Here is a 19752-nt window from a genome sequence, read left to right on the forward strand (position 1 = left end):
CTACCTCGCCGATACCCTCCGGGCCATCCTCGACGGACACCCCAGATCCCGCATCGAGGACCTCATGCCCTGGTGCTACGACCAAGCGTCAAGCCTCGCTGCATAGGGCCTCGTCGTCGCGCTTACCAGGATTCCGACTACACCGGCTATGATATGGTGATGGCAGACAACCTGCCGCGACCAGAAGTTCTGGTCGCCGACAGGGGCTACGACTCTGATAAAATTCGGGAAGACATCGAAAGCCGCAACGCCCTGCCAATGATCCCAATGCGAAAGAACCGAAAGGTGCGTAAGGCTGTCGACATGACCATCTACACCCTGCGCAACATGGTCGAACGCTGCTTCAGCAAACTGAAAAACAGCCGCCGGCTGGCAACCCGCTACGACAAAACCGCAGACAGTTTCCTCGGCTTCGTAGACGTCGCCTGCATCAGGCTCTGGCTCCGCCATTTGTCAACATGACCTAAGGTATTCTTATCTCCGTCGGGGATGCGGATGGCCGATTCTTGGCAGAGCGTAGTGGCTGCGGCGACAAGGCGGGCGCCCTCGCGAATGCGGTCGACTGCGATCGGCCGCGCATCGGCCCGGTCCTGATCCCGCTCCTCAAGGCGCTTGGCAATGCTGCTCTTCATCAGGTCGAACCGAGAGCCGATCCGATGGTAATCGTTCCAAAACTCAATAGTTTCGGCAAGATCGAGAGGCCTGGTTGTGAACGGCCACGCCTCGGCACGCTCTACGGCTTTAGTGAAGGCTTTGATGTCGGTCACACCCTTGGCGATCGCAAAGGCTTCGACCTGAACGCCGTGCAGATCTTCGAGGGTCACGATGCGGAACGGGGCGTGCTTATTCTCACGCTTCGCCACTCGCTCGGCTACGACCGCATATCCCCCCTGGGGCGCGGGCGCCTCGTTGGGTTCTTTCGCCGGCGCCTCCCAACGCAGGTTGGTCCGGCACAACAAGAGGTCGGTCGTAGGGCGCCACGCCTCCATGCGGCCCGTGATGACGATATGCGTGCGCTGTAGGGCACGCTCAATCCGCTTCCCAATGCGGCGGATGGCACGCTCAAAATCCTTGGGATCGCGCAGGCGCGCCTCGTCCACGGAATCGAGGAAGAGCCAGCCTCGATCGTCCGACTTGAGCCAGGCCTCAAAGTCCTCGAGATCCCCCTCTTCGAAACTCGTCTCGAATTCGTCGATAACATGCTCAATGCGCAGGAAGAAGGCCGGCTTGCCCTCGGCGCGTTGGCGACGGCAGATGTGCCGAATCTCCTCCGTCTTTCCCGAACCGGCCTCTGCAAGCACGATGACGCGTGGCTCGGCTAAGAGATCCGCCCAACGCGTTGATGCGTTCCGGGCAAAAAGCCGCACCATCTTCGCTTCGTCACCATCCTCATCGGAGGTGGCAAGATCGCGAAAGGTCCGATCCAGATCAATGAAATCGTTGAAGTTTCCAGACATATCACGGATATAGTCGTTAAAGTCCTAACCCGCACAGGGTATTCCACTAAAAGCGCGCGCCGAAAGGCTCTACCTTGAGCAATCGAAATAGATCGGAAGCCTTTGCAGACTGTTATGGCCCTCTGTCGAAGCTTTCGTAGGTGCCCATGATACAAGCCTAATGATGCGTTGCAAGGATGGGTTCTGGCTCGCCATCGCGCTGCCCGCCGTAGGCAAATCGCTGCGCTCTGGCAGGATTGGGGGCTCAAGGCATAGTTCGCATAGCCCTAATTTGCGCACACTCTTTTTTTGATCCCGCGGAGGTTACCCCACAGGCAGGACCTTCCTAAACGGCCGTCAGTTCCCGGTCCGATTCAGCTTCGTCAGCAATCCAGCATCGCGGCGATCCTTCTTCTCGCGGTCTTCCAACCGATCCGGTGAGCTTGCCCGCTGCGGTGTGTCTGATCGTCTGCTGCTCCAGCTTGCTGCACATGCAATGCTGCGCCGCCGCCAGACAGCCGCCCTGTGGGCCGTTTCGGCACTCTGTTCGCTGCGGCCTTCCTGAACGGCTGCTTCATCAAGATTTCGGCGGCAGCGCCGCCGCGCCGCCGTCAGACGGCTTTCCGCCCCTATCGCCGATCTAAACGGAGACTCTGCGCAGCAGACGAACACGTGGCAGTATGAGTGATTGACCGCCCTGAGGCATCGGCAGGCACTGCCGTTAACGCCGATAGCAGCATTCAGTCAACCCACCTGTAGACTCGTCGAGCGAGCGTAATTATTCTGTTATAATTCAACTATTTGAGGAATTTTTGCCTCTTCAAGAGGCAACTTCTGTGATCAAAAAGGCAGAACTATCTGCTTCTTATCATCGGGAAAATGGTCGGAGCGAGAGGATTCGAACCTCCGACCCCCTGCTCCCGAAGCAGGTGCGCTACCAGGCTGCGCTACGCTCCGACCGTGGAGCGCAGGTATCCCGTCGGCCCGGCGAATGCAAGAGCAGAAAACAGGTTTTTGCGTCGATGCTTGGCCGGACCCGGATCTGCCGGGTCCGGCCAGTGCGAACGGGCTATGCCTGCTCGGTCTCGGGCGCGGGCATATCAAGCTGGCGCACCACGAGCGTGGTCAGGTCCGAGAGCGAAAACGGCTTGGCCAGAAAGGCCGAGTTCGGCACCGGGGCATGCCCCTCGGCAAAGACATCCTCGGCATAGCCCGACATGAAGATCACGCGGCTTTGCGGACGGTCGCGCAACGCGGTGCGCACCCAGGCCGGCCCGTCCATGCCCGGCATCACCACATCGGTGACGAAGACATCGACGTTCAGGCTTTGGTTCGCGAGCAGGGACAGGGCGTCCTCGGCGCAGGCGGCCTCCAGCACATTGAACCCCTGCAGCTTCAGCGCGCGGCTGGCAAAGGCGCGCACGGGCGCCTCGTCCTCGACCAGCAGCACCGTCGCCTCCTGCTCGCGCCGGACGTGGGCGACAACGCGCTGCGGCTCCGGGGCGGGGGCGCTGGCCTCATCCTTGTCATGTGCCGGGAAGAACAGGGAAAAGGTGCTGCCCTCGCCCAAGGTGCTGTCGCAAAAGATGTAGCCCCCCGTCTGCTTGACGATGCCATAGGCGGTCGAAAGACCCAGCCCGGTGCCCTCGCCCGTCCGCTTGGTGGTATAGAAGGGCTCGAAGATCTTGATCAGCTCGTCCGGCGCGATGCCGCAGCCCTGATCGCGCACCTGCACCCGGACGTAATCGCCCGGCGGCAGGGTGGCGCGGCCGATCTCGGTCGGGCTCGCCAATTGCAGGTTGTCGGTGGTGACGGTGATGTCGCCGCCCTGCGGCATGGCATCGCGCGCGTTCACCACCAGATTCATGATCACCTGCTCCAGCTGCCGGCGGTCGGCGCGGATCATCCGTAGCGATGGGTCATGGTCAAAGGTCAGCACGATCCGCTCGCCTACCAGCCGGTTCAGCAGATGCGTCAGGTCCGACAGCGTATCGCGCAGGTCCATGATCTGCGGCTTGAGCGTCTGCTTGCGCGAAAAGGCCAGCAGCTGTCGCACCAAAGCCGCGGCGCGATTGGCATTCTGGCTGATCTGGTCGAGGTCGGCATAATCCGGGTCGCCCTTGTCGTGGCGCAGCATCAAAAGGTCGCAATGCCCGGTGATTGCGGTCAGCAGGTTGTTGAAATCATGCGCAATCCCGCCCGCCAACTGACCGATGGCCTGCATCTTCTGGCTTTGGACGAACTGCGCCTCAAGCGTCTTGAGCGCGCTGGCATCGGACAGCACCGCCGTGACATGATCGCCATGACAGCGGCTCAGACTGACCTGAACAAAGCGGTCGCTGCCTTCTGCGCGCAAATGCAGCACCTCGGCGCCACCGATGGTCCGGCCCGCATGCACGTCCGACACCCAATCGCCGATCTCGCGCCCCAGCCCGTCAAGCAGCGCCGACAGCGATTGCCCCGGCGCGGCATCGCCCAGCAGCTCGCGGGCGGCGTCATTGATACGCAGGATAGTGGCCGAGGCGTCCAGCGTCAGCAACGACACCGGCAGCCGGTCGAATTCCTCGCCCTGACCTTGCGGGGCGGGCTGGGCCGGACCCGGCTCTTCGGCCAGCCACAGCTGCACCTCGCCACCGCTGGCGCGGGTCACCAGATAGCGCCCGGCCGGGCCAAGATCGGCGTTGAAGCGCCCACAGCGTTGCAGCGCCGCGCCGATATCCTGCCAGACCAGTTGCGGATCGGCATGGCAGCGGCCCAAGACCTCGTGGATTCTGCGCCCGGCCAGATCGCCCATCGCGCCCAGCGCGTAATCGTTCTGGCGCAGGATACGGCCTTCGGGCCCGACGGCCATCGCGGCGGCACCATGCGCGGCCAAGGGACCGCGCAACCGCGACAGATCGCGGCGAATGGCATGGCCGCGCCGCAGATGCAGCGCCGAGATCGCACCGCCCAGCAGGTATAGCGCAATGACGGCACTGCCGAGCGCCAGAAGGATCGCGTAGTTTTCACCACGCGGCGCAATCGCGATCCACAGGGCGCCCAAAAGCGCCGGCAAGGCCAGAAACGGCACCAACAGCTGCGCCGAGCGCAGAGCCTCTGCCCGATCCGACGTCATGGCGCCTCCCCTTCTTGCAAGCCGACGCGTCCTGATTAGGCCAGCCCGGTTAATGTCAGGTTAACACCGGCGCATCACCGCAAGATAGAAGCCATCCGAAGCGTCTAGGGGCGTGAACCGCCGCTCATCGACCAGTGCAAAGCCATCGCTTGCCAGAAAGCCGCGGATCTGGCCACCATTCTCGGCGTCGAGCAGCGAGCAGGTCATATAGGTCAGCCAGCCGCCCGGCGCGACCAGAACCGAGGCGTGCTGCAGGATCTGCGCCTGCACCTCAAGGATCCGCTGCAGATCGGCGGGCTGCAGGCGCCATTTCGCGTCGGGCGTCCGGCGCCAGGTGCCGCTGCCCGAACAGGGCACATCGGTCAGCACCAGATCGAAACCACCGCGCAGCTCGCGCGTCTGGGCCAGCCGGATCCGCGCCCCGGCGCGGGCCGCGCGGGCCGGCAGGTCCGACATCCGCTGCGGATCGGCGTCATGGGCGGTGACATCGCTGCCGCGCGCCGCCAAAGCCAAGGCCTTGCCGCCGCCGCCCGCGCAGTAATCCAGCACCCGCCCCGCCTGCGGCAGCGCCGCGCAGGCCAGCTGCGGCGACAGGTCCTGCAGCTCGACCAGACCGTCGCGATAGGCCGAGGCGGCGACGAGGCGGCGCGCGCCCTCCTCAACCCGCAGGGCGGTGGCAAGGGTGGCATGCGGCCTCGCGACGATCCCGTCCACCGCCAGCGCCGCGATGGCCTGTGCCGGACTGGCGCGCAGGCTGTTTGCCCGCAGCCAGACCGGCGCACGGTCCCGCATGGCAGCGGCAATCGGCCCGGCCTGATCAGAGAGCGACCCGCGCCACAACGGCAACAGCCAGTCGGGCAGGTCCAGCGCCTCGTCGGCGCTCGGCGTGCGGCCCGCCAAAAGCTCGCTTTCCGACAGGCGGGCCGGCGCGTGGCCCTCGCCGGAAAACAGCAGACCGGGGTCGCGCCTCTCTTCGCGCAACATGCCAAGGATCAGGCCGCGCCCGGTCATCGCCCCGCCCAGCGCCGCGCGCGAATTGCGCCGGCGCAGGCTATCAAAGACCAGATCGCGCACCGCCGCCCGGTCGCCCGAGCCGGCATAGCGGCTGGCGCGCGACCAGCGCAGCAGCCCCGCCTCGGCGGGCTCGCCGGCCAGAATGCGGTCCAGAATCTGGATCGCCGCTTGCGCACGCGCGGCAGGTGTCATGGCAATCGCCCCAAATGAGATGCGCCCAGAAAGGCGGCGGGGCGGGTTTTGTCAATGCGCTGCCGTCAGGGGTGGTTCAGGATCTCAATGTCGAAATCCTCGCCGGTAAAGTGCTGCGGCCCCGGATCGGACACCGGCGGGCCGGTATAGGGCTGCGGGCCGGGGATGTCGGGCATCTGCTCTGCAGGGCCCGGGTCATCCGCCAGCGCCAGCGTGACGCCATCGGGCAGGGCATCGGGTCCGGGCGGCGCGGCAGGGCGGGCAATGCGGCGGGTGCGTTCGACCCCGGCGCCAAACAGCGGGCCGCGCGCGGCAGTGACCAGCGCCCCCTTGGCACCGGCGATGGCCGCGCCGCGCCCCTGCCCCACCGCCGCCAGCGAGCCCGGCAGGCCGGTGACCCCGGTGCCCAGCGGCGCGCCCAGCAGCATCACACGTTCCCGCACCTTCTTGCGGCTGCCCGAGGAAATCGCGGCAAAGCTGTTATAGGTTTCGGGACCGCCGGCCAGCCCTTGAAAGCCACGGTCGCGCAGCATCGCCCGCAGCGTGTCGAACCGCTCCAGATAGCGGTCGGCATAGGCCCGCGTGCGCGAATGAAAGGCGCCGGCGGCGGTGCGCCAGTCGCCAGTCTCGGCGTAAAGCCGGCTGACGAACCGCGCGGCATAGCGCGCATTTTCCAGCGGGTCGAACATCTGCGCCACCGAGGCGAACTCGCCACCATGCCAACGATAGTTCAGCTGAAAGCAGCCGATGTCGATATTGGTGCGCCCCTGCGCCACCCGATCCTGAGCGAAAGCCACGGCGCTTTGCGGGTCGTCGAACCACGTGCCTTCGCCCTCGGCATTGGCGCTCCAGGCCCAGGGCCGCACGCTGCCCTCGATCCGGCGGCCGGTTTCGGTAAGGGTCAGCGCGCCCAGAATGTCGATCGGCACACCGGTTTCCCGCGCCGCCTGCCCCGCCGCCCATTCGCAGATATCGGCCGGCGGCAGCGCCCACGAGGCCGTCCCGCAAACCAGCGGCACCGCCGCCAGCATCAGCCGCCGCAGCGCGCACCATAGCCATCCGCCTTTAACCACCGACCGGGCGCCCCCGCGTCAGCAGCCTGCCGCTTTGCCCGCGATAGGACCAGCGCGCCACCTCAAAAACCGAGACCCGATATTTGCGATCCATCTGCGAGGTGATCTCGCGCTCGCGCGCGACCCCTTCCAGACGGATCTGCATCAGCGGCGTATCGAGGTAATATTCCCGCCCGACCTGCCGCATCCGTGCCAGCCGCTCCTGCAGCTCGACCCCGGTGGTTTCCTTCCAGATCAGCGCCCGCTCGCAGGAAATCGCCACCCGGATTTCGCGCGAGGGTTTGCTGTCCAGATCATGGCACAGCAGCAGGATCACGCCGGCCTGCTCCTTGCAATTCGGGGTCACCGCCACGTTCAGCTCGCGCAGCGCCTGCTGGCCGAACAGCAGCGAATCCATGTTCACCTGCGGCAGATGCACCGGCCCTGCGAAATGCCGCGCCATACCAGACATCGGCGGACCGCCCATCCCGCGCCCCGCCTCAGCCATGCCAGGCCCCCCGCATGGGGGCGCAAGCGTGCCGCGCCCCCATGTCCCGCCGATGCCGAAATGCCGACGGGGCCCGAAAGCCCCGCACAATCTGTCTGTCGATGTTCCGAGTCATCCGACGGATCCCTGCTGCCAGTCCGGCAATCCTCGCAGGGATCCGTTAAGATAAGGTTAGCCCAGCCGGTAGTTCGGGCTTTCGCGGGTGATCTGCACGTCATGGACGTGGCTTTCCTTCAGTCCCGCCCCGGTGATGCGCACGAATTCGCAGCCGCCGCGCATCTCGGCCACGGTGGCATTGCCGGTATAGCCCATGGCAGCGCGCAACCCGCCGACCAGCTGGTGGATCACCGCAGCGGCCGAACCCTTGTAAGGCACCTGCCCCTCGATCCCTTCCGGGACCAGCTTGTCCGACGCTGCATCCTTCTGGAAATAGCGGTCGGCCGAGCCGCGCGCCATGGCGCCAAGGCTGCCCATGCCGCGATAGGATTTGAACGAACGGCCCTGATACAGGATCACCTCGCCCGGGGACTCATCAGTGCCCGCGATGGCCGAACCCACCATGGCGCAGGATGCCCCCGCCGCGATCGCCTTGGCGAAATCGCCCGAGAACTTGATGCCGCCATCGGCGATCACCGGCACGTCGCCGGCACCGCGCACGGCATCCATGATCGCGGTCAGTTGCGGCACACCGACGCCCGCCACGATCCGCGTGGTGCAGATCGAGCCCGGCCCGATCCCCACCTTGATCGCATCGGCACCGGCATCGACCAGCGCGCGCGCGGCATCGGCAGTGGCGACGTTGCCGGCCACGACCTGAACCTCATTGCTGTGCGACTTGATGCGGGCCACGGCCTTGGCCACGCCTTCGGAATGGCCATGGGCGGTGTCGATCACCACCATGTCCACGCCGGCATCGACCAGCGCCAGACTGCGCTCATAGCCCTCGTCGCCCACGGTCGAGGCGGCGGCGACGCGCAGCCGGCCCAGACCGTCCTTGCAGGCCAAGGGGTTCAGCACCGCCATTTCGGTGTCTTTCAGTGTCAGCAACCCGGTCAGACGGCCCGCGCCGTCGGTCACCAGCAGCTTTTCGATGCGGCGCGCCTTCATCAGGCTGATGGCCTCGGCCCGGTCGGCGGGCTCGCGCAGGATGGCAAGGTTTTCGCCGGTCATCACAGCCTTGACCGGCATGTCGTCGCTATTGGCAAAGCGCATGTCGCGGTTGGTGATGATGCCGACCACGCGGCCACTTGCATCGACCACCGGAAAACCGGTCACATTGTAGCGTTCCTGCAGCGCACGGGCATCGGCGATGGTCTGGTCGGGGGTCAGGGTCACCGGATCATAGACGATGCCGGATTCGAAACGCTTTACCCGGCGGACCTCATCGGCCTGCTGCTGGGCGGTCAGGTTGCGGTGGATCACGCCGATCCCGCCGGCCTGAGCCATGGCAATGGCCATGCGGCTTTCGGTCACGGTATCCATGGCGCTGGAAAGCAGCGGAATATTCATCCGGATCTGCTGGGTGACGAAAGTCGTCACATCGGCGGTCGAGGGCATCACCGAGGACGCCGCAGGAACCAGAAGAACGTCATCGAAGGTCAGAGCCTCACGAATCTGCATGGGAGCATCCTTGTCAGGGGTTCGTTTGGCAGTTTCCCATTTCACGGAGCCGCCGGATTGTCCAGAGCATCGCGTGGCCCACCGGCCGGCTTTTCTCACGCGAGACGTGGCGTTCTGAGCACACGTCAAGATTGCGTAGGACCAAACCGGGTCGCAAGGCAGCGAAATCATTGACGTGAACTCGCCCAATGACGCAGGCTTGACACAAGCGCCCGCATCAGGATCGGCGCAAGAAGGATCGCGATCATGAAGAATGTTCTGGCCGGAATCGGCATGCTGTTGGGCAGCACCGCGCCGGTTTTTGCCGGCGGGATCGAACGCGCACCGCAATCGCTGGCCATCCTGTTCGAGGACGGGAACCATGCCGAGGTCAGCTTTGGCGGCGTCAATCCGAAACTGTCGGGGCGCGACCTGCCGGCCTATGGCGGCACCTCGACCGGTGACGTGGCCAAGGGTTATGGCTTTGCCGGTTTTGCCTACAAGCACCAGTTCAGCGATGCGCTGTCGGGCGCCTTCATCCTTGAACAGCCCTTCGGGGCCGATCTGGGCTACAAGGCCACGGCCGAAGGCGGCTCGGTCGTGCTGGGCGGCACCGGGGTCACGGTGAACTCGACCACCTATACCGCGCTGCTGCGCTACAAGTTCGAAAACAATTTCTCGGTCCATGGCGGGATCCGCGGCTCGCATGCCGATGCCGAGGTGACGCTGAGCGGCGCGGCCTATGGCCCGCTGTCGGGCTATAACGTCCAGCTGGACGGCGCCTGGGGCATGGGCTGGGTCGCAGGCATGGCATGGGAACGACCCGATATCGCCGCCCGCGTCTCGCTGACCTACAACTCGCCGGTCGAGCATGAATTCGACACCACCGAATCCAGCGCCTTTGGCCAGCTCGACAGCAAGACCAAGGTCAAGACGCCGCGCAGCTGGGTTCTGGAGGGTCAGGCCGGCATCGCCCCGGACACGCTGCTTTTCGGCTCGATCCGCTGGGTGAAATGGTCCGAATTCCGGGTGAACCCGCAGATGCTGGTCACGGCGCCGCCTTCGGGCTTTGGCGTCGACGGCGGGCTGGTCGAGCTGGAGGACACCACGACCTATACCATCGGCCTTGGCCGCAAGTTCACCGAGAACTGGTCCGGCTTGGTCTCGTTCATGTATGAACCGGGCGGTGACGATTTGGTCTCGCCGCTGGCACCGACCAACGGGCGCAAGGGCGTGACACTGGCCGCGATCTATACGCAGGACAATATCAAGATCACCGGCGGCGTCAGCTATATCAAGCTGGGCGATGCCCAAGCCGAAACCGGCACGCCGGACGTGGCCCGGGCCAATATGTCAGGCAATGACGCCTGGGGCGTGGGGCTGCGCATCGGCTACAGTTTCTGATCCCGGCGGGACGAGGATGACGGGGCCCCGGTCGCGCGCCGGGGCCTTTTACGTGGCAAGAGGGCGACCGGCCCTGATCAGCGCGGCAGCGCCTGCACCAGCGCGGTGAAATGCTCGCCGCGCTTTTCGAAATTCGGATATTGGTCAAAACTGGCGGCCGCCGGAGCCAGCAGCACGGTATCGCCGGGCTGCGCCTCGGCTGCGGCGCGGGCGACGGCCTGATCCATGGTTTCCAGCACCTCATGCGGGGTCTGGCCCAGTTGTAGGGCGAAGTCGCGGGCCGAATGGCCGATCAGATAGGCCTTGACCACATTGCCAAGGAAAGGCTGCAGCGCCTCGATGCCGCCGTCCTTGCCCATACCGCCGGCAATCCAGCGGATGTTCTGGAACGCGGTCAGCGCCTTGGCTGCGGCATCGACATTGGTCGCCTTGCTGTCGTTCACATAGGCCACACCACCGATCTCGGCGACGCGCTGGCTGCGATGCGGCAGTCCCTGGAAGCTGTGGAAGGCCTGCTCGATCTGACGCGGCGCGATGCCGACGGCGCGGGTGGCGGCATAGGCGGCACAGGCGTTCTGGTGGTTGTGCTCGCCCGGCAGGCCCTTGACCTCGCGCAGGTCGATCGAGGCGACCTGACGGCCCTTGCGGTATTCCGAGAGATAGCCCTTGCGTGCAAAGACCGACCAGCCGAAGCGTTCGAGCTTTTGCCCAGACGAAACGCGGATCACCCGATCATCCGACGGCGCCATGGCAAGCTGGTCGGCAAGATAGCGGCCCTCGACCTCATCGACGCCGATTACGGCGCGGTCGGGACCGCCCTCGGCGAAAAGCCGGCGCTTGGCAGCGAAATAGCCGCCGGGCCCGCCGTGGCGGTCCAGATGGTCGGGCGACAGGTTGGTAAAGACGGCGACATCCGGCGTCAGCGCGCGTGCGAGATCGGTCTGATAGCTGGAGAGTTCCAGCACCACGACCTCTGCGTCATGGGCCGGATCAAGCGACAAGACGCCAGTGCCGATATTGCCGCCGATCTGCGTGGGGCGGCCGGCCTCGCGCAGGATGTGGTGGATCAGCGCGGTGGTGGTGGATTTGCCGTTCGAGCCGGTGATGGCGATGACGCGCGGCGTGGTGTCGTAGCTTTCCCAGTCGCGGGTGGCGAAGCTGCGAAAGAACAGGCCGATGTCATTGTCGACCGGCACGCCCAGCGCATAGGCCATGGCGATGACCGGATGCGGTTTGGGATAGAGATGCGGGATGCCGGGGCTGGTGATCAGGGCGGCGATGCCGTCCCAATTGGCCTCGCGCGTGAGGTCGAGGACGGTCATGCCGTCCGCTGCCGCCTTGTCTCGGGTGTCGACGCCGTCGTCCCAGACGACGACATTCGCGCCGCCCTCGGTCAGGGCGGCAGCGGTGGCGCGGCCCGAGCGGCCGAGGCCGAGCACGGCGATGGTCTGGTTTTCGACGCCTTGGACGGGGATCATGGTTCTGCCTTCGCTGAAGGAAGGCCGGGGGCGCTTCGCCCCCCGGACCCCCCGAGGGTATTTGTGAAGTGATGAAGGGTCAGCGCAGCTTGAGCGTGGCGAGACCGATCAGGGCAAGGATCAGCGCGATGATCCAGAAGCGGATCACGATCTGCGCCTCGCCCCAGCCCTTTTTCTCGAAATGGTGGTGGATCGGCGCCATCAGGAAGACGCGCTTGCCGGTGCGCTTGAAGTAGAGCACCTGGATGATGACGCTGAGCGCCTCGACCACGAAGAGGCCGCCGACGATGGCCAGAACGATCTCGTGCTTGGTGACGACGGCGATGGCGCCCAGAGCGCCGCCAAGCGCGAGGCTGCCGGTGTCGCCCATGAAGACCGCTGCCGGGGGCGCGTTATACCACAGGAAGCCGAGGCCGCCGCCGATGAGTGCTGCGACGAAGACCGCAAGTTCGCCGGTGCCGGGAACGAAATGGACGCCGAGGTAATTGGCGAAATTGGCGTTGCCGACCATATAGGCGATCACCGCAAAGGTGGCGGCGGCAATCATCACCGGCATGATCGCCAGACCGTCGAGCCCGTCGGTGAGGTTGACCGCATTGGCCGCGCCGAGGATCACCAGCACGGTAAAGGGCACATAGAGGATCCACAGGTTGATCAGCGTGTTCTTGAGGAAGGGCAGCGCCAGCTCACCACTGAGCGGGGCCGGATGCAGATGCGCGGCGGCGGCGCCAGCAGCGGCGGCGATGCAAAGCCCGATCAGCAGCCGCACCCGCCCCGAAAGCCCGGCGTGGTGCTGTTTGGTTACCTTGGCATAGTCGTCGGCAAAGCCGATGGCGGCAAAGCCCAGCGTCACCAGCAGCACGATCCAGACATAGCCATTGTCAAGCCGGGCCCAGAGCAGGGTCGAGACGGTCAGCGCGGCAAGGATCAGCAGGCCGCCCATGGTGGGGGTGCCGGCCTTGGACAGGTGGCTTTGCGGGCCGTCGTCGCGGATCGGCTGGCCCTTTTTCTGCTTGCGGCGCAAAAGGTCGATCAGCGGCCGGCCAAACAGAAAGCCAAAGATCAGCGCGGTGAAGAATGCCCCACCGGCGCGGAAGGTGATGTAGCGGAAAAGGTTGAAGAAATCTCCGCCGTCAGAGAGATTGGTAAACCAATAAAGCATTACTCTGTCCTTTCGCCAGGAGGCGTGCTTTGGCGGGTTCGCCGCAGCGCGTCAACCACCGTCGAGACCTTCGAGCCCTTCGACCCCTTCACAAGTACAATATCGCCCTCGGTGACCAGCTCGGCGATGCGCTCGCCCAGTTCGGCAGCACTGTCGGCATGAAGCCCGCGCCGCGCGGCAGGCAGCGCCTGATGCAGGGCGCGCATCCGGGGTCCGGCGGTATGGACCAGATCCACCGCCGCCATGGCGGCATCGCCGGCCATGGCCTCGTGCATCGCGATCTCGTCGGGGCCAAGCTCCAGCATGTCGCCAAGGATCGCCACCCGGCGCCCGCCGGTCAGCCGCGCCAGCGTCGCAAGCCCCGCCGAAAGCGAGGTCGGATTTGAGTTATAGGCGTCGTCGATCAGGCGGATGCCGGCCAGATCCTCGACCGCGCCACGGCCCAGCGGCGGGCGCCAGTCCGACAGGCGGCGCGCGGCCTGATCCAGATCGGCACCGGCAGCCGAGAGCGCGGCCAGCACGCCCACGGCATTCATCACGAAATGCGTGCCGGCGGTGGCAAGGCTGAAATCCACGGTCTCGCCCAGAATGCGGGCGCGGACCTCGGTCACGCCATCGGTCGTCTCGGCCTTGAGCGGCCGCGCCATGCCATGTGCGCCAAAGCCGATGACCAGCGCGCCCGCCGCGTCGGCGCAATCGCGCAGGGTCTGCGTGACCGGCAGATCCTCGGGGATCACCGCATGGCCGGCGGGTTGCAGGCCCTGAAAGATCGCGCCCTTTTCGCGCGCGATGCCCTCGATGGCGCCAAAGGCTTCGAGATGGGCGGCAGCAACGGTGGTGATCATGGCGACATGCGGGCGGGCAAGACGGGCCAGCGGCTCGATCTCGCCGGGGTGGTTCATGCCGATTTCGATGATGGCGAAATCGGTATCCGCCGGCATCCGCGCCAGTGTCAGCGGCACGCCCCAGTGGTTATTGTAGCTGGCCTCGGCCGCGTGGATCACCCCCTGCCCGGTCAGGGCGATGCGCGCCATCTCCTTGGTCGAGGTCTTGCCGACCGAGCCGGTGATGGCGATCACCTTGCCCTGCATCCGCGCGCGACCGGCACGGCCCAAGGCCTCGAGCGCGGCCAGAACATCGGGCACGACCAGCAGCGGCGCGTCAGGCGCGACGCCCTCGGGGATGCGGCTGACCAGCGCGGCGGCGGCGCCATTTTCCAGCGCCTGCGCCACGAAATCATGGCCATCCCGCGCCGCCTGCAGCGCGACGAACAGATCGCCCGGCTGGATCGTCCGGGTGTCGATCGACACGCCCATGATGGCAAAATCGCGGGTGGTGCGGCCGCCGGTGGCGGCAGCTGCGGCTTCAGATGTCCAGAGCGTCATATCTTGCCATCCAGCGCAGCCACGGCGACCGAGGCTTGTTCCGCATCGTCAAAGGGATAGACATCGCTGCCGATGATCTGCCCGGTTTCATGACCCTTGCCGGCGATCAGCAGCGCATCGCCCGGTTGCAGCGCATCGACGCCGCGCAGGATCGCCTCGGCGCGGTCACCAACCTCGATGGCCTCGGGGCCGGCGCCGGCCATCACCTCGGCCCGGATCGCTGCCGGATCTTCGGAACGGGGGTTGTCGTCGGTGACAAAGACCACATCGGCGAAATCCCGCGCCGCCTCTCCCATCAGCGGGCGCTTCAGCCGGTCGCGGTCGCCGCCGGCGCCAAAGACCACGATGATGCGGCCCATGACATGCGGGCGCAGCGATTGCAGCGCCGAGGCCAGCGCGCCCGGCTTGTGGCTGTAATCGACAAAGACCGCCGCGCCGTTTTCGCGGATCGCGGCCAGCTCCATGCGGCCGCGCACCGTGGTCAGGCCCGGCAGGGTTTCGAACACACGCGCCGGATCATCGCCAGCCGCGATCACCAGCCCCGAGGCCGCCAGCACGTTTTCGACCTGAAAGCCGCCGATCAGCGCCAGCCGGACCAGATGCGCCTGACCCTGCCACGAAAAGCGCAGATCCTGCCCGGTGGCATCGTAGCGCTGGCCAAGGATGCGCAGATCGGCGCCTTCATCCTTGCCGATGGTGGTCAGTTGCAGGCCGCGTTCACGGGCGATGCCGGCCATCTGGCGGCCGCGCGGGTCGTCGATATTGACGACCGCGCCCGCGCCTTCGTCCAGCACATGGTCGAACAGCAGCGCCTTGGCGGCGAAGTAGTCGTCGAAGTTCTTGTGATAATCCAGATGATCCTGGCTGAAGTTGGTGAAGGCTCCCGCCTTCAGCCGCACCCCGTCCAGCCGGCGCTGGTCAAGACCGTGGCTGGATGCCTCCATCGCGGCATGGGTAACGCCCGCAGCCGCGGCCTCGGCCAGCACGCGATGCAGGGTCAGGGGATCGGGCGTGGTATGGGCAAGCTTGGCCTGGTAATCGCCTTGCACGCCCATGGTGCCAAGGCTGATCGCCTTGTGGCCCAGCGCCTGCCAGATCTGCCGGGTAAAGCTGGCCACCGAAGTCTTGCCCGAGGTGCCAGTGACCGCGACCATGGTTTCGGGCTGACGCGCGAACCACAGCGCCGCCGCACCCGAAAGCGCCGCGCGCGGGTCCTCGGCCACCACCAGCGCGGCATCGGACCCGGCCAGCAGATCGGCGGCGATCTGCGCGCCCTGCCGGTCGGTCAGCACCGCGCCCGCGCCCTGGCGCAGCGCGTATTGGATAAACTCGGCGCCATGGACGCTGGAGCCCGGCAGAGCTGCGAACAGCCAGCCCGGCCCCACCTGCCGGGAATCCACCGCGATCCCCATCACCTCGGGGTCACGCCCCTTGTCGCCCCGAAGCCCCAGCTGGGACAGCCGCAATGCCCTGTCAGTCACGAAAACCCCGTTTCTCAGTTCGAGACGAGCTTTAGCCCATTCGCTTGCGGCCGTTCAACCACGGGCAGCGGCTGGTCCGTGCGCGGCCGCAGCCCCAGAAGCGGCGCCAGCCGGCGGATCATCTCGCCCGCGACGGGCGCGGCGGTGGCGCCGGCAGTGCGGCTTTCGCCGCCACCCGCCAGACCCACGGTCGGCTCGTCAAGGCTGAGCACCAGCACATATTGCGGATCGCTGGCCGGGAAGACCGAGGCAAGCGTCGCCACCACCTTGTTCTTGTAATACCCGCCCGAGGGACGCGGCTTGTCGGCGGTGCCGGTTTTGCCCGCGACCTCATAGCCCGGCACATCGGCCGAACGCGCGGTGCCGCGCGTCACCACCTGACGCAGCAGCTGCAGCGCGGTATGCGCGGCCGCAGGCGACAGCACCTGCTCGCCCTCGCGCTGGCTGCGGTCATGCACCAGCGTCGGGCGCACCCGCTTGCCGCCATTGGCGATGGTGGCATAGGCGGTGGCAAGGTGCAGCGGGCTCGCGGCCAGACCATGGCCAAAGGCCACCGTGGCCGAGGTCACGGCCGGCCAGCGTTGCGGCACCAGAGGCTTGCCGGTCGGCGCCTCGCTCATCTCGATCGGCGTCGGCTCGAACAGGCCAAGGTTCTTCAGGAATTCCTTTTGCCGTTCCGGGCCCAGCAGCTGCGCCACCCGCACCGTGCCGACGTTCGAGGATTTCACGATGATGTCGGTGACCGACAGCTGGCCGCCGTAATTGTGGAAATCGTTGATCAGATACTTGCCGATCTTCATCGGCGTATGGGTGTTGATCATCGTCGCCGGGTTGATCAGCTTGAGATCCAGCGCCTGCGCCACCGGGAAAATCTTGAAGGTCGAGCCCAACTCGTATTGGCCCTGCACCGCGCGGTTGAACAGCGGGCTGTCCGAAGGATCGCCCTTCAGCAGCGGGCGCGGCCGGTCGTTGGGGTCGAAATCGGGCAGGCTGGCCATGGCGACGATCTCGCCGGTCTTGACCTCCATCAGCACGGCGGTGGCGCCCTTGGCGCTCATCACCCGCATGCCGTTGCCCAGCACTTCCTCCATCGCGGCCTGAACGGTCAGGTCCAGCGACAGCGACAGCGGCGCGCCATCATTGGCCGGATCGCGCAGCCAGCGGTCAAAGGCCTTTTCGACGCCGGCGATGCCCACGACCTCGGCGCTGGCCACGTCCTCTTTGCCAAAGGTCGCGCCGCCCAGAATGTGGCTGGCGATCTTGCCATTGGGATAAAGCCGCATCTCGCGCGGGCCAAACAGCAGCCCCGGCTCGCCGATGTCATGCACGGCCTGCATCTGCTCGGGCGAGATCTTCTTCTTGATCCACAGGAAGCTGCGCTTGCCCGAAAAATCCTGCTTCAGCCGGTCGGCCTTGAGGTCGGGAAAGATCGCCGCCAGCTTTTCGGCCGCCCCGTTCGGGTCGATCATCTGGCGCGGATGGGCGTAAAGCGAATGCGTCAGCAGGTTCGTCGCCAGCACCCGGCCACGGCGGTCGGTGATATCAGCGCGCTGCGAGATGATCTGCGCGCCACTGACCTGCGTGCGCGGTTCGCTGGGCTGACCGGCAGCCATGGCGCCCATGCGCAGGCCGACGATGCCAAAGGCCACGGCAAAGGCGCAGGACATGAACAGCAGCCGGTTCTGGGCATGACTGCGCGCCTTGTCCTGAATCGCCGCATGCCGCTGGGCGCGGTTCTCGGCCTCGATGGCATCGGGATTCTCACCCTTTTCGCGCGCGCGCAGAATGCGGGCCAAAGGGCGCAGCGGGGTGCGGATCATGGCGTCCTCTCCTGTGGTCTGACGGGCGGGAACCCTGCCGGGCGCTCGGCAGGGGTGGTTCCGGGCTGGCCGGGCGTGGCGGCCGGGGCTTTCTGCGTCGGGAAGGGCACCCGGTTCACATCGACGAACTGGCTGGAATCATAGGGGCCCAGCTTGAGCTTGTCGAAATTCAGGTTCACCAGCTCGCGCAGGCGCTGCGGGCGGTTCAGAAAGGCCCATTCGGCACGCAGCACGCCCAGATCCTCGCGCAGCGACGCGATCTGGCTTTGCACGCCGCCCATTTCGTTCAGCGCGGCCTGGGTGCGGTAATTCTCGCGATAGGCCCAAAAGGCCAGCCCCATGACGATCAGTGAGGTGACAAGATAAAGCAGCGACCGCATCAGCCGCGCCTCTCGGTCAAAAGCGGCAGGCCCAGCGCGTCGGAATCGACGCGGCCCGCCGGCGCCGTGGTGCGGATGCCGACGCGCAGCAGGGCCGAACGCGAGCGCGGGTTCACCCCCAGCTCATGCTCGTCCGGGCCGATGGCGCGGCGGAAGGGCAGCGTGAAGGCCGCCTCGTCGCGCTGCGCCTCTGGGGCATAGCGGCTGCCGCCACCGGCGCTGTTCGAACGCGCCTGCATGAAGCGCTTGACGATGCGGTCCTCGAGCGAATGGAAACTGACCACTGCCAGCTTGCCGCCCGGACGCAGCGCGCGTTCCGCCGCCGCAAGCCCCGCGACCAGCTGGCCGAATTCGTCATTGACCCAGATGCGGATTGCCTGAAACGCCCGGGTCGAGGGATGGCTCTGCCCCGGCTTGGGCCGCGGCAAGCAGCCCGAGACGATATCCGACAGCTGTCCGGTGCGGCTCAGCGGACGCGCGGCAACGATGGCCTTGGCGATGCGGCGCGAGGCGCGCTCCTCGCCATAAAGATACAGCACATCGGCGATCACCGCCTCGGGGGCGGTGTTCAGCAGATCGGCCGCGGTCGGGCCGTCGGTGCCCATGCGCATGTCCAAAGGCCCGTCGCGCAGGAACGAAAACCCGCGCTCGGCCTGATCGAGCTGCATCGAGCTGACGCCCAGATCCAGCACCACGCCATCGACCGGCTCACCGGCAAGGCTGTCCAGATCCGAGAATGTGCCCTGCACCAGCCGCAGCCGCGCGCCGTATTCGCCCGACCATGCCGCCGCCATCGCAAACACGCTGGGATCGCGGTCGATGCCGATGACCTCGGCCGCGCCCTGCGCCAGCAGGCCACGGGCATAGCCGCCGGCGCCAAAGGTGCCATCGACCCAAGTGCCCTCAACAGGCGCGACGGCCCGCAGAAGCGGGCCAAGCAGGACGGGAATATGCGGATCTTCGGCCATGCTAGCCTTCCTCTGCCAGCGACAGCAGCGACAGCGGATCGGCGCCGGGCTCCAGTTCCGGGACGCGGGCTTCCAAAGCGCGCTCTTCCTCGGCATGGGCCTCGGGGGTCCAGACCTTCAGGCTGTCGCCGGCCGAGATGAAAAAGGCGCTGTCGGTCAGGCCGATCTTTTCGCGCAGCTTCTGCGGCAGGACCAGACGGCCGTCGCCGTCGATCTCGGCCTCGTCGGCATGGCCTTGATAGATGTTTTCCAGCAGGTTGCGGGCGGCCGAGCCGCGCGGCATGCGGGCGATGCCGTCCTCGATCTCTTCCATGGCCTCGATGGTGAACAGCTGCAGCCAGTTCCAGTCGCGGGTGCCGTGGACGATGACCAGTTGCGCGCGCTTGCCGGCTTCGAAATCGGGATCGGAGGCTTCAAAGATGCGACGGAACTTGGCGGGGATGGAAACGCGACCTTTCGCGTCCACCTTGACCTCTTCCGACCCTCTGAACCGGCGTGCCAAGGGCGCGCCCTCCTTTCACTGTCCCGACCTTTTCCGTTTGCCGGAAAAGGAAAGGGCGGATCGGGCTGCTGCCACTGCCCGATCCGCCGCCCTCGTTCCCATCTCTGGGCCCCGTAGTTTCGGGGATCGCTCTCTGCTTTCGCGCCACCTGGGGGAGGTGCTGCTCGCGCGCCGCAGAAGCCTTTTGTCGGAAAGCGGGTGCCTGTATGAAGCCTGCTTTACGCCTTGGGGTCTTGTCGCCCTTGAGCCCCTTTCC

General features: G+C 66.2%; 16 protein-coding genes, 1 tRNA gene and 1 pseudogene. 3 read left to right on the plus strand and 15 right to left on the minus strand.

Annotated elements, in window-relative coordinates:
• Together GL279_RS09390 and GL279_RS09395 are read left to right on the plus strand one after the other, a co-directional pair.
• On the plus strand, positions 1 to 106 hold a 106-nt coding region (locus GL279_RS09390; RefSeq protein WP_155064130.1), incomplete at its 5' end, for a transposase domain-containing protein.
• A gap of 20 nt (positions 107 to 126) precedes the next feature.
• Positions 127 to 462, plus strand: a pseudogene (locus tag GL279_RS09395) (transposase); the annotation flags it as partial.
• On the opposite strand, the gene GL279_RS09400 reads toward GL279_RS09395, so the two are convergent.
• The 7 genes from GL279_RS09400 to guaB all read right to left on the minus strand — a co-directional run bounded on the left by GL279_RS09400 (position 381) and on the right by guaB (position 8937).
• Positions 381 to 1457 (minus strand): NACHT domain-containing protein, encoded by a 1077-nt coding sequence (locus GL279_RS09400; RefSeq protein WP_211371290.1) that lies wholly within the window; start codon positions 1455 to 1457, stop codon positions 381 to 383. The pseudogene GL279_RS09395 and the gene GL279_RS09400 sit on opposite strands and share 82 nt — an antisense overlap.
• Before the next feature lie 859 nt (positions 1458 to 2316).
• Positions 2317 to 2393, minus strand: a tRNA-Pro gene (locus tag GL279_RS09405).
• Between the two features lie 112 nt (positions 2394 to 2505).
• A complete protein-coding gene (locus GL279_RS09410) occupies positions 2506 to 4551 on the minus strand; it encodes an ATP-binding protein (protein WP_155064374.1) in 2046 nt (681 codons plus the stop codon).
• 60 nt (positions 4552 to 4611) lie between these two features.
• A complete protein-coding gene (locus GL279_RS09415; RefSeq protein WP_155064375.1) occupies positions 4612 to 5757 on the minus strand; it encodes an RsmB/NOP family class I SAM-dependent RNA methyltransferase in 1146 nt (381 codons plus the stop codon).
• Between the two features lie 65 nt (positions 5758 to 5822).
• On the minus strand, positions 5823 to 6830 hold the full coding sequence (locus GL279_RS09420; RefSeq protein ID WP_246175263.1) for a lysozyme family protein: 1008 nt from the start codon (positions 6828 to 6830) through the stop codon (positions 5823 to 5825).
• Positions 6823 to 7317, minus strand: coding sequence for a hypothetical protein (locus GL279_RS09425; protein WP_155064376.1), 495 nt, complete (start codon positions 7315 to 7317; stop codon positions 6823 to 6825). The genes GL279_RS09420 and GL279_RS09425 overlap by 8 nt, the downstream gene beginning before the upstream one ends.
• A gap of 171 nt (positions 7318 to 7488) precedes the next feature.
• Entirely contained in the window at positions 7489 to 8937 is a 1449-nt protein-coding gene (gene guaB, locus GL279_RS09430) for an IMP dehydrogenase (RefSeq protein ID WP_155064377.1), read from the minus strand.
• A 246-nt stretch (positions 8938 to 9183) separates the two neighbouring features.
• Between guaB and GL279_RS09435 the strand changes: the two genes are divergently transcribed.
• On the plus strand, positions 9184 to 10320 hold the full coding sequence (locus GL279_RS09435; protein WP_155064378.1) for an OmpP1/FadL family transporter: 1137 nt from the start codon (positions 9184 to 9186) through the stop codon (positions 10318 to 10320).
• A gap of 77 nt (positions 10321 to 10397) precedes the next feature.
• Here GL279_RS09435 and murD read toward each other — a convergent pair whose 3' ends face one another.
• The 8 genes from murD to mraZ form a co-directional block, all read right to left on the minus strand.
• On the minus strand, positions 10398 to 11798 hold the full coding sequence (gene murD, locus GL279_RS09440) for a UDP-N-acetylmuramoyl-L-alanine--D-glutamate ligase (RefSeq protein WP_155064379.1): 1401 nt from the start codon (positions 11796 to 11798) through the stop codon (positions 10398 to 10400).
• 79 nt (positions 11799 to 11877) lie between these two features.
• Positions 11878 to 12960: a phospho-N-acetylmuramoyl-pentapeptide-transferase gene (mraY, locus tag GL279_RS09445; RefSeq protein WP_155064380.1), complete on the minus strand. Its 1083-nt coding sequence runs from the start codon at positions 12958 to 12960 to the stop codon at positions 11878 to 11880.
• The gene (locus tag GL279_RS09450; protein ID WP_155064381.1) at positions 12960 to 14345 is read right to left on the minus strand and encodes a UDP-N-acetylmuramoyl-tripeptide--D-alanyl-D-alanine ligase; all 1386 of its coding nucleotides are present in this window, start codon (positions 14343 to 14345) and stop codon (positions 12960 to 12962) included. The genes mraY and GL279_RS09450 overlap by 1 nt, the downstream gene beginning before the upstream one ends.
• Positions 14342 to 15826, minus strand: a complete 1485-nt coding sequence (locus GL279_RS09455; protein WP_343039764.1) for a UDP-N-acetylmuramoyl-L-alanyl-D-glutamate--2,6-diaminopimelate ligase — start codon at positions 15824 to 15826, stop codon at positions 14342 to 14344. The genes GL279_RS09450 and GL279_RS09455 overlap by 4 nt, the downstream gene beginning before the upstream one ends.
• Positions 15827 to 15840: 14 nt before the next feature.
• Positions 15841 to 17646: a peptidoglycan D,D-transpeptidase FtsI family protein gene (locus tag GL279_RS09460; protein ID WP_155064382.1), complete on the minus strand. Its 1806-nt coding sequence runs from the start codon at positions 17644 to 17646 to the stop codon at positions 15841 to 15843.
• Positions 17643 to 18026: a cell division protein FtsL gene (ftsL, locus tag GL279_RS09465; RefSeq protein ID WP_155064383.1), complete on the minus strand. Its 384-nt coding sequence runs from the start codon at positions 18024 to 18026 to the stop codon at positions 17643 to 17645. The genes GL279_RS09460 and ftsL overlap by 4 nt, the downstream gene beginning before the upstream one ends.
• A complete protein-coding gene (rsmH, locus tag GL279_RS09470) occupies positions 18026 to 18994 on the minus strand; it encodes a 16S rRNA (cytosine(1402)-N(4))-methyltransferase RsmH (RefSeq protein WP_155064384.1) in 969 nt (322 codons plus the stop codon). The genes ftsL and rsmH overlap by 1 nt, the downstream gene beginning before the upstream one ends.
• A gap of 1 nt (position 18995) precedes the next feature.
• Entirely contained in the window at positions 18996 to 19496 is a 501-nt protein-coding gene (mraZ, locus tag GL279_RS09475; protein WP_155064385.1) for a division/cell wall cluster transcriptional repressor MraZ, read from the minus strand.
• Positions 19497 to 19752: the final 256 nt, after the last annotated feature.

This window comes from Paracoccus limosus, assembly GCF_009711185.1.
GTDB lineage: Bacteria > Pseudomonadota > Alphaproteobacteria > Rhodobacterales > Rhodobacteraceae > Paracoccus > Paracoccus limosus.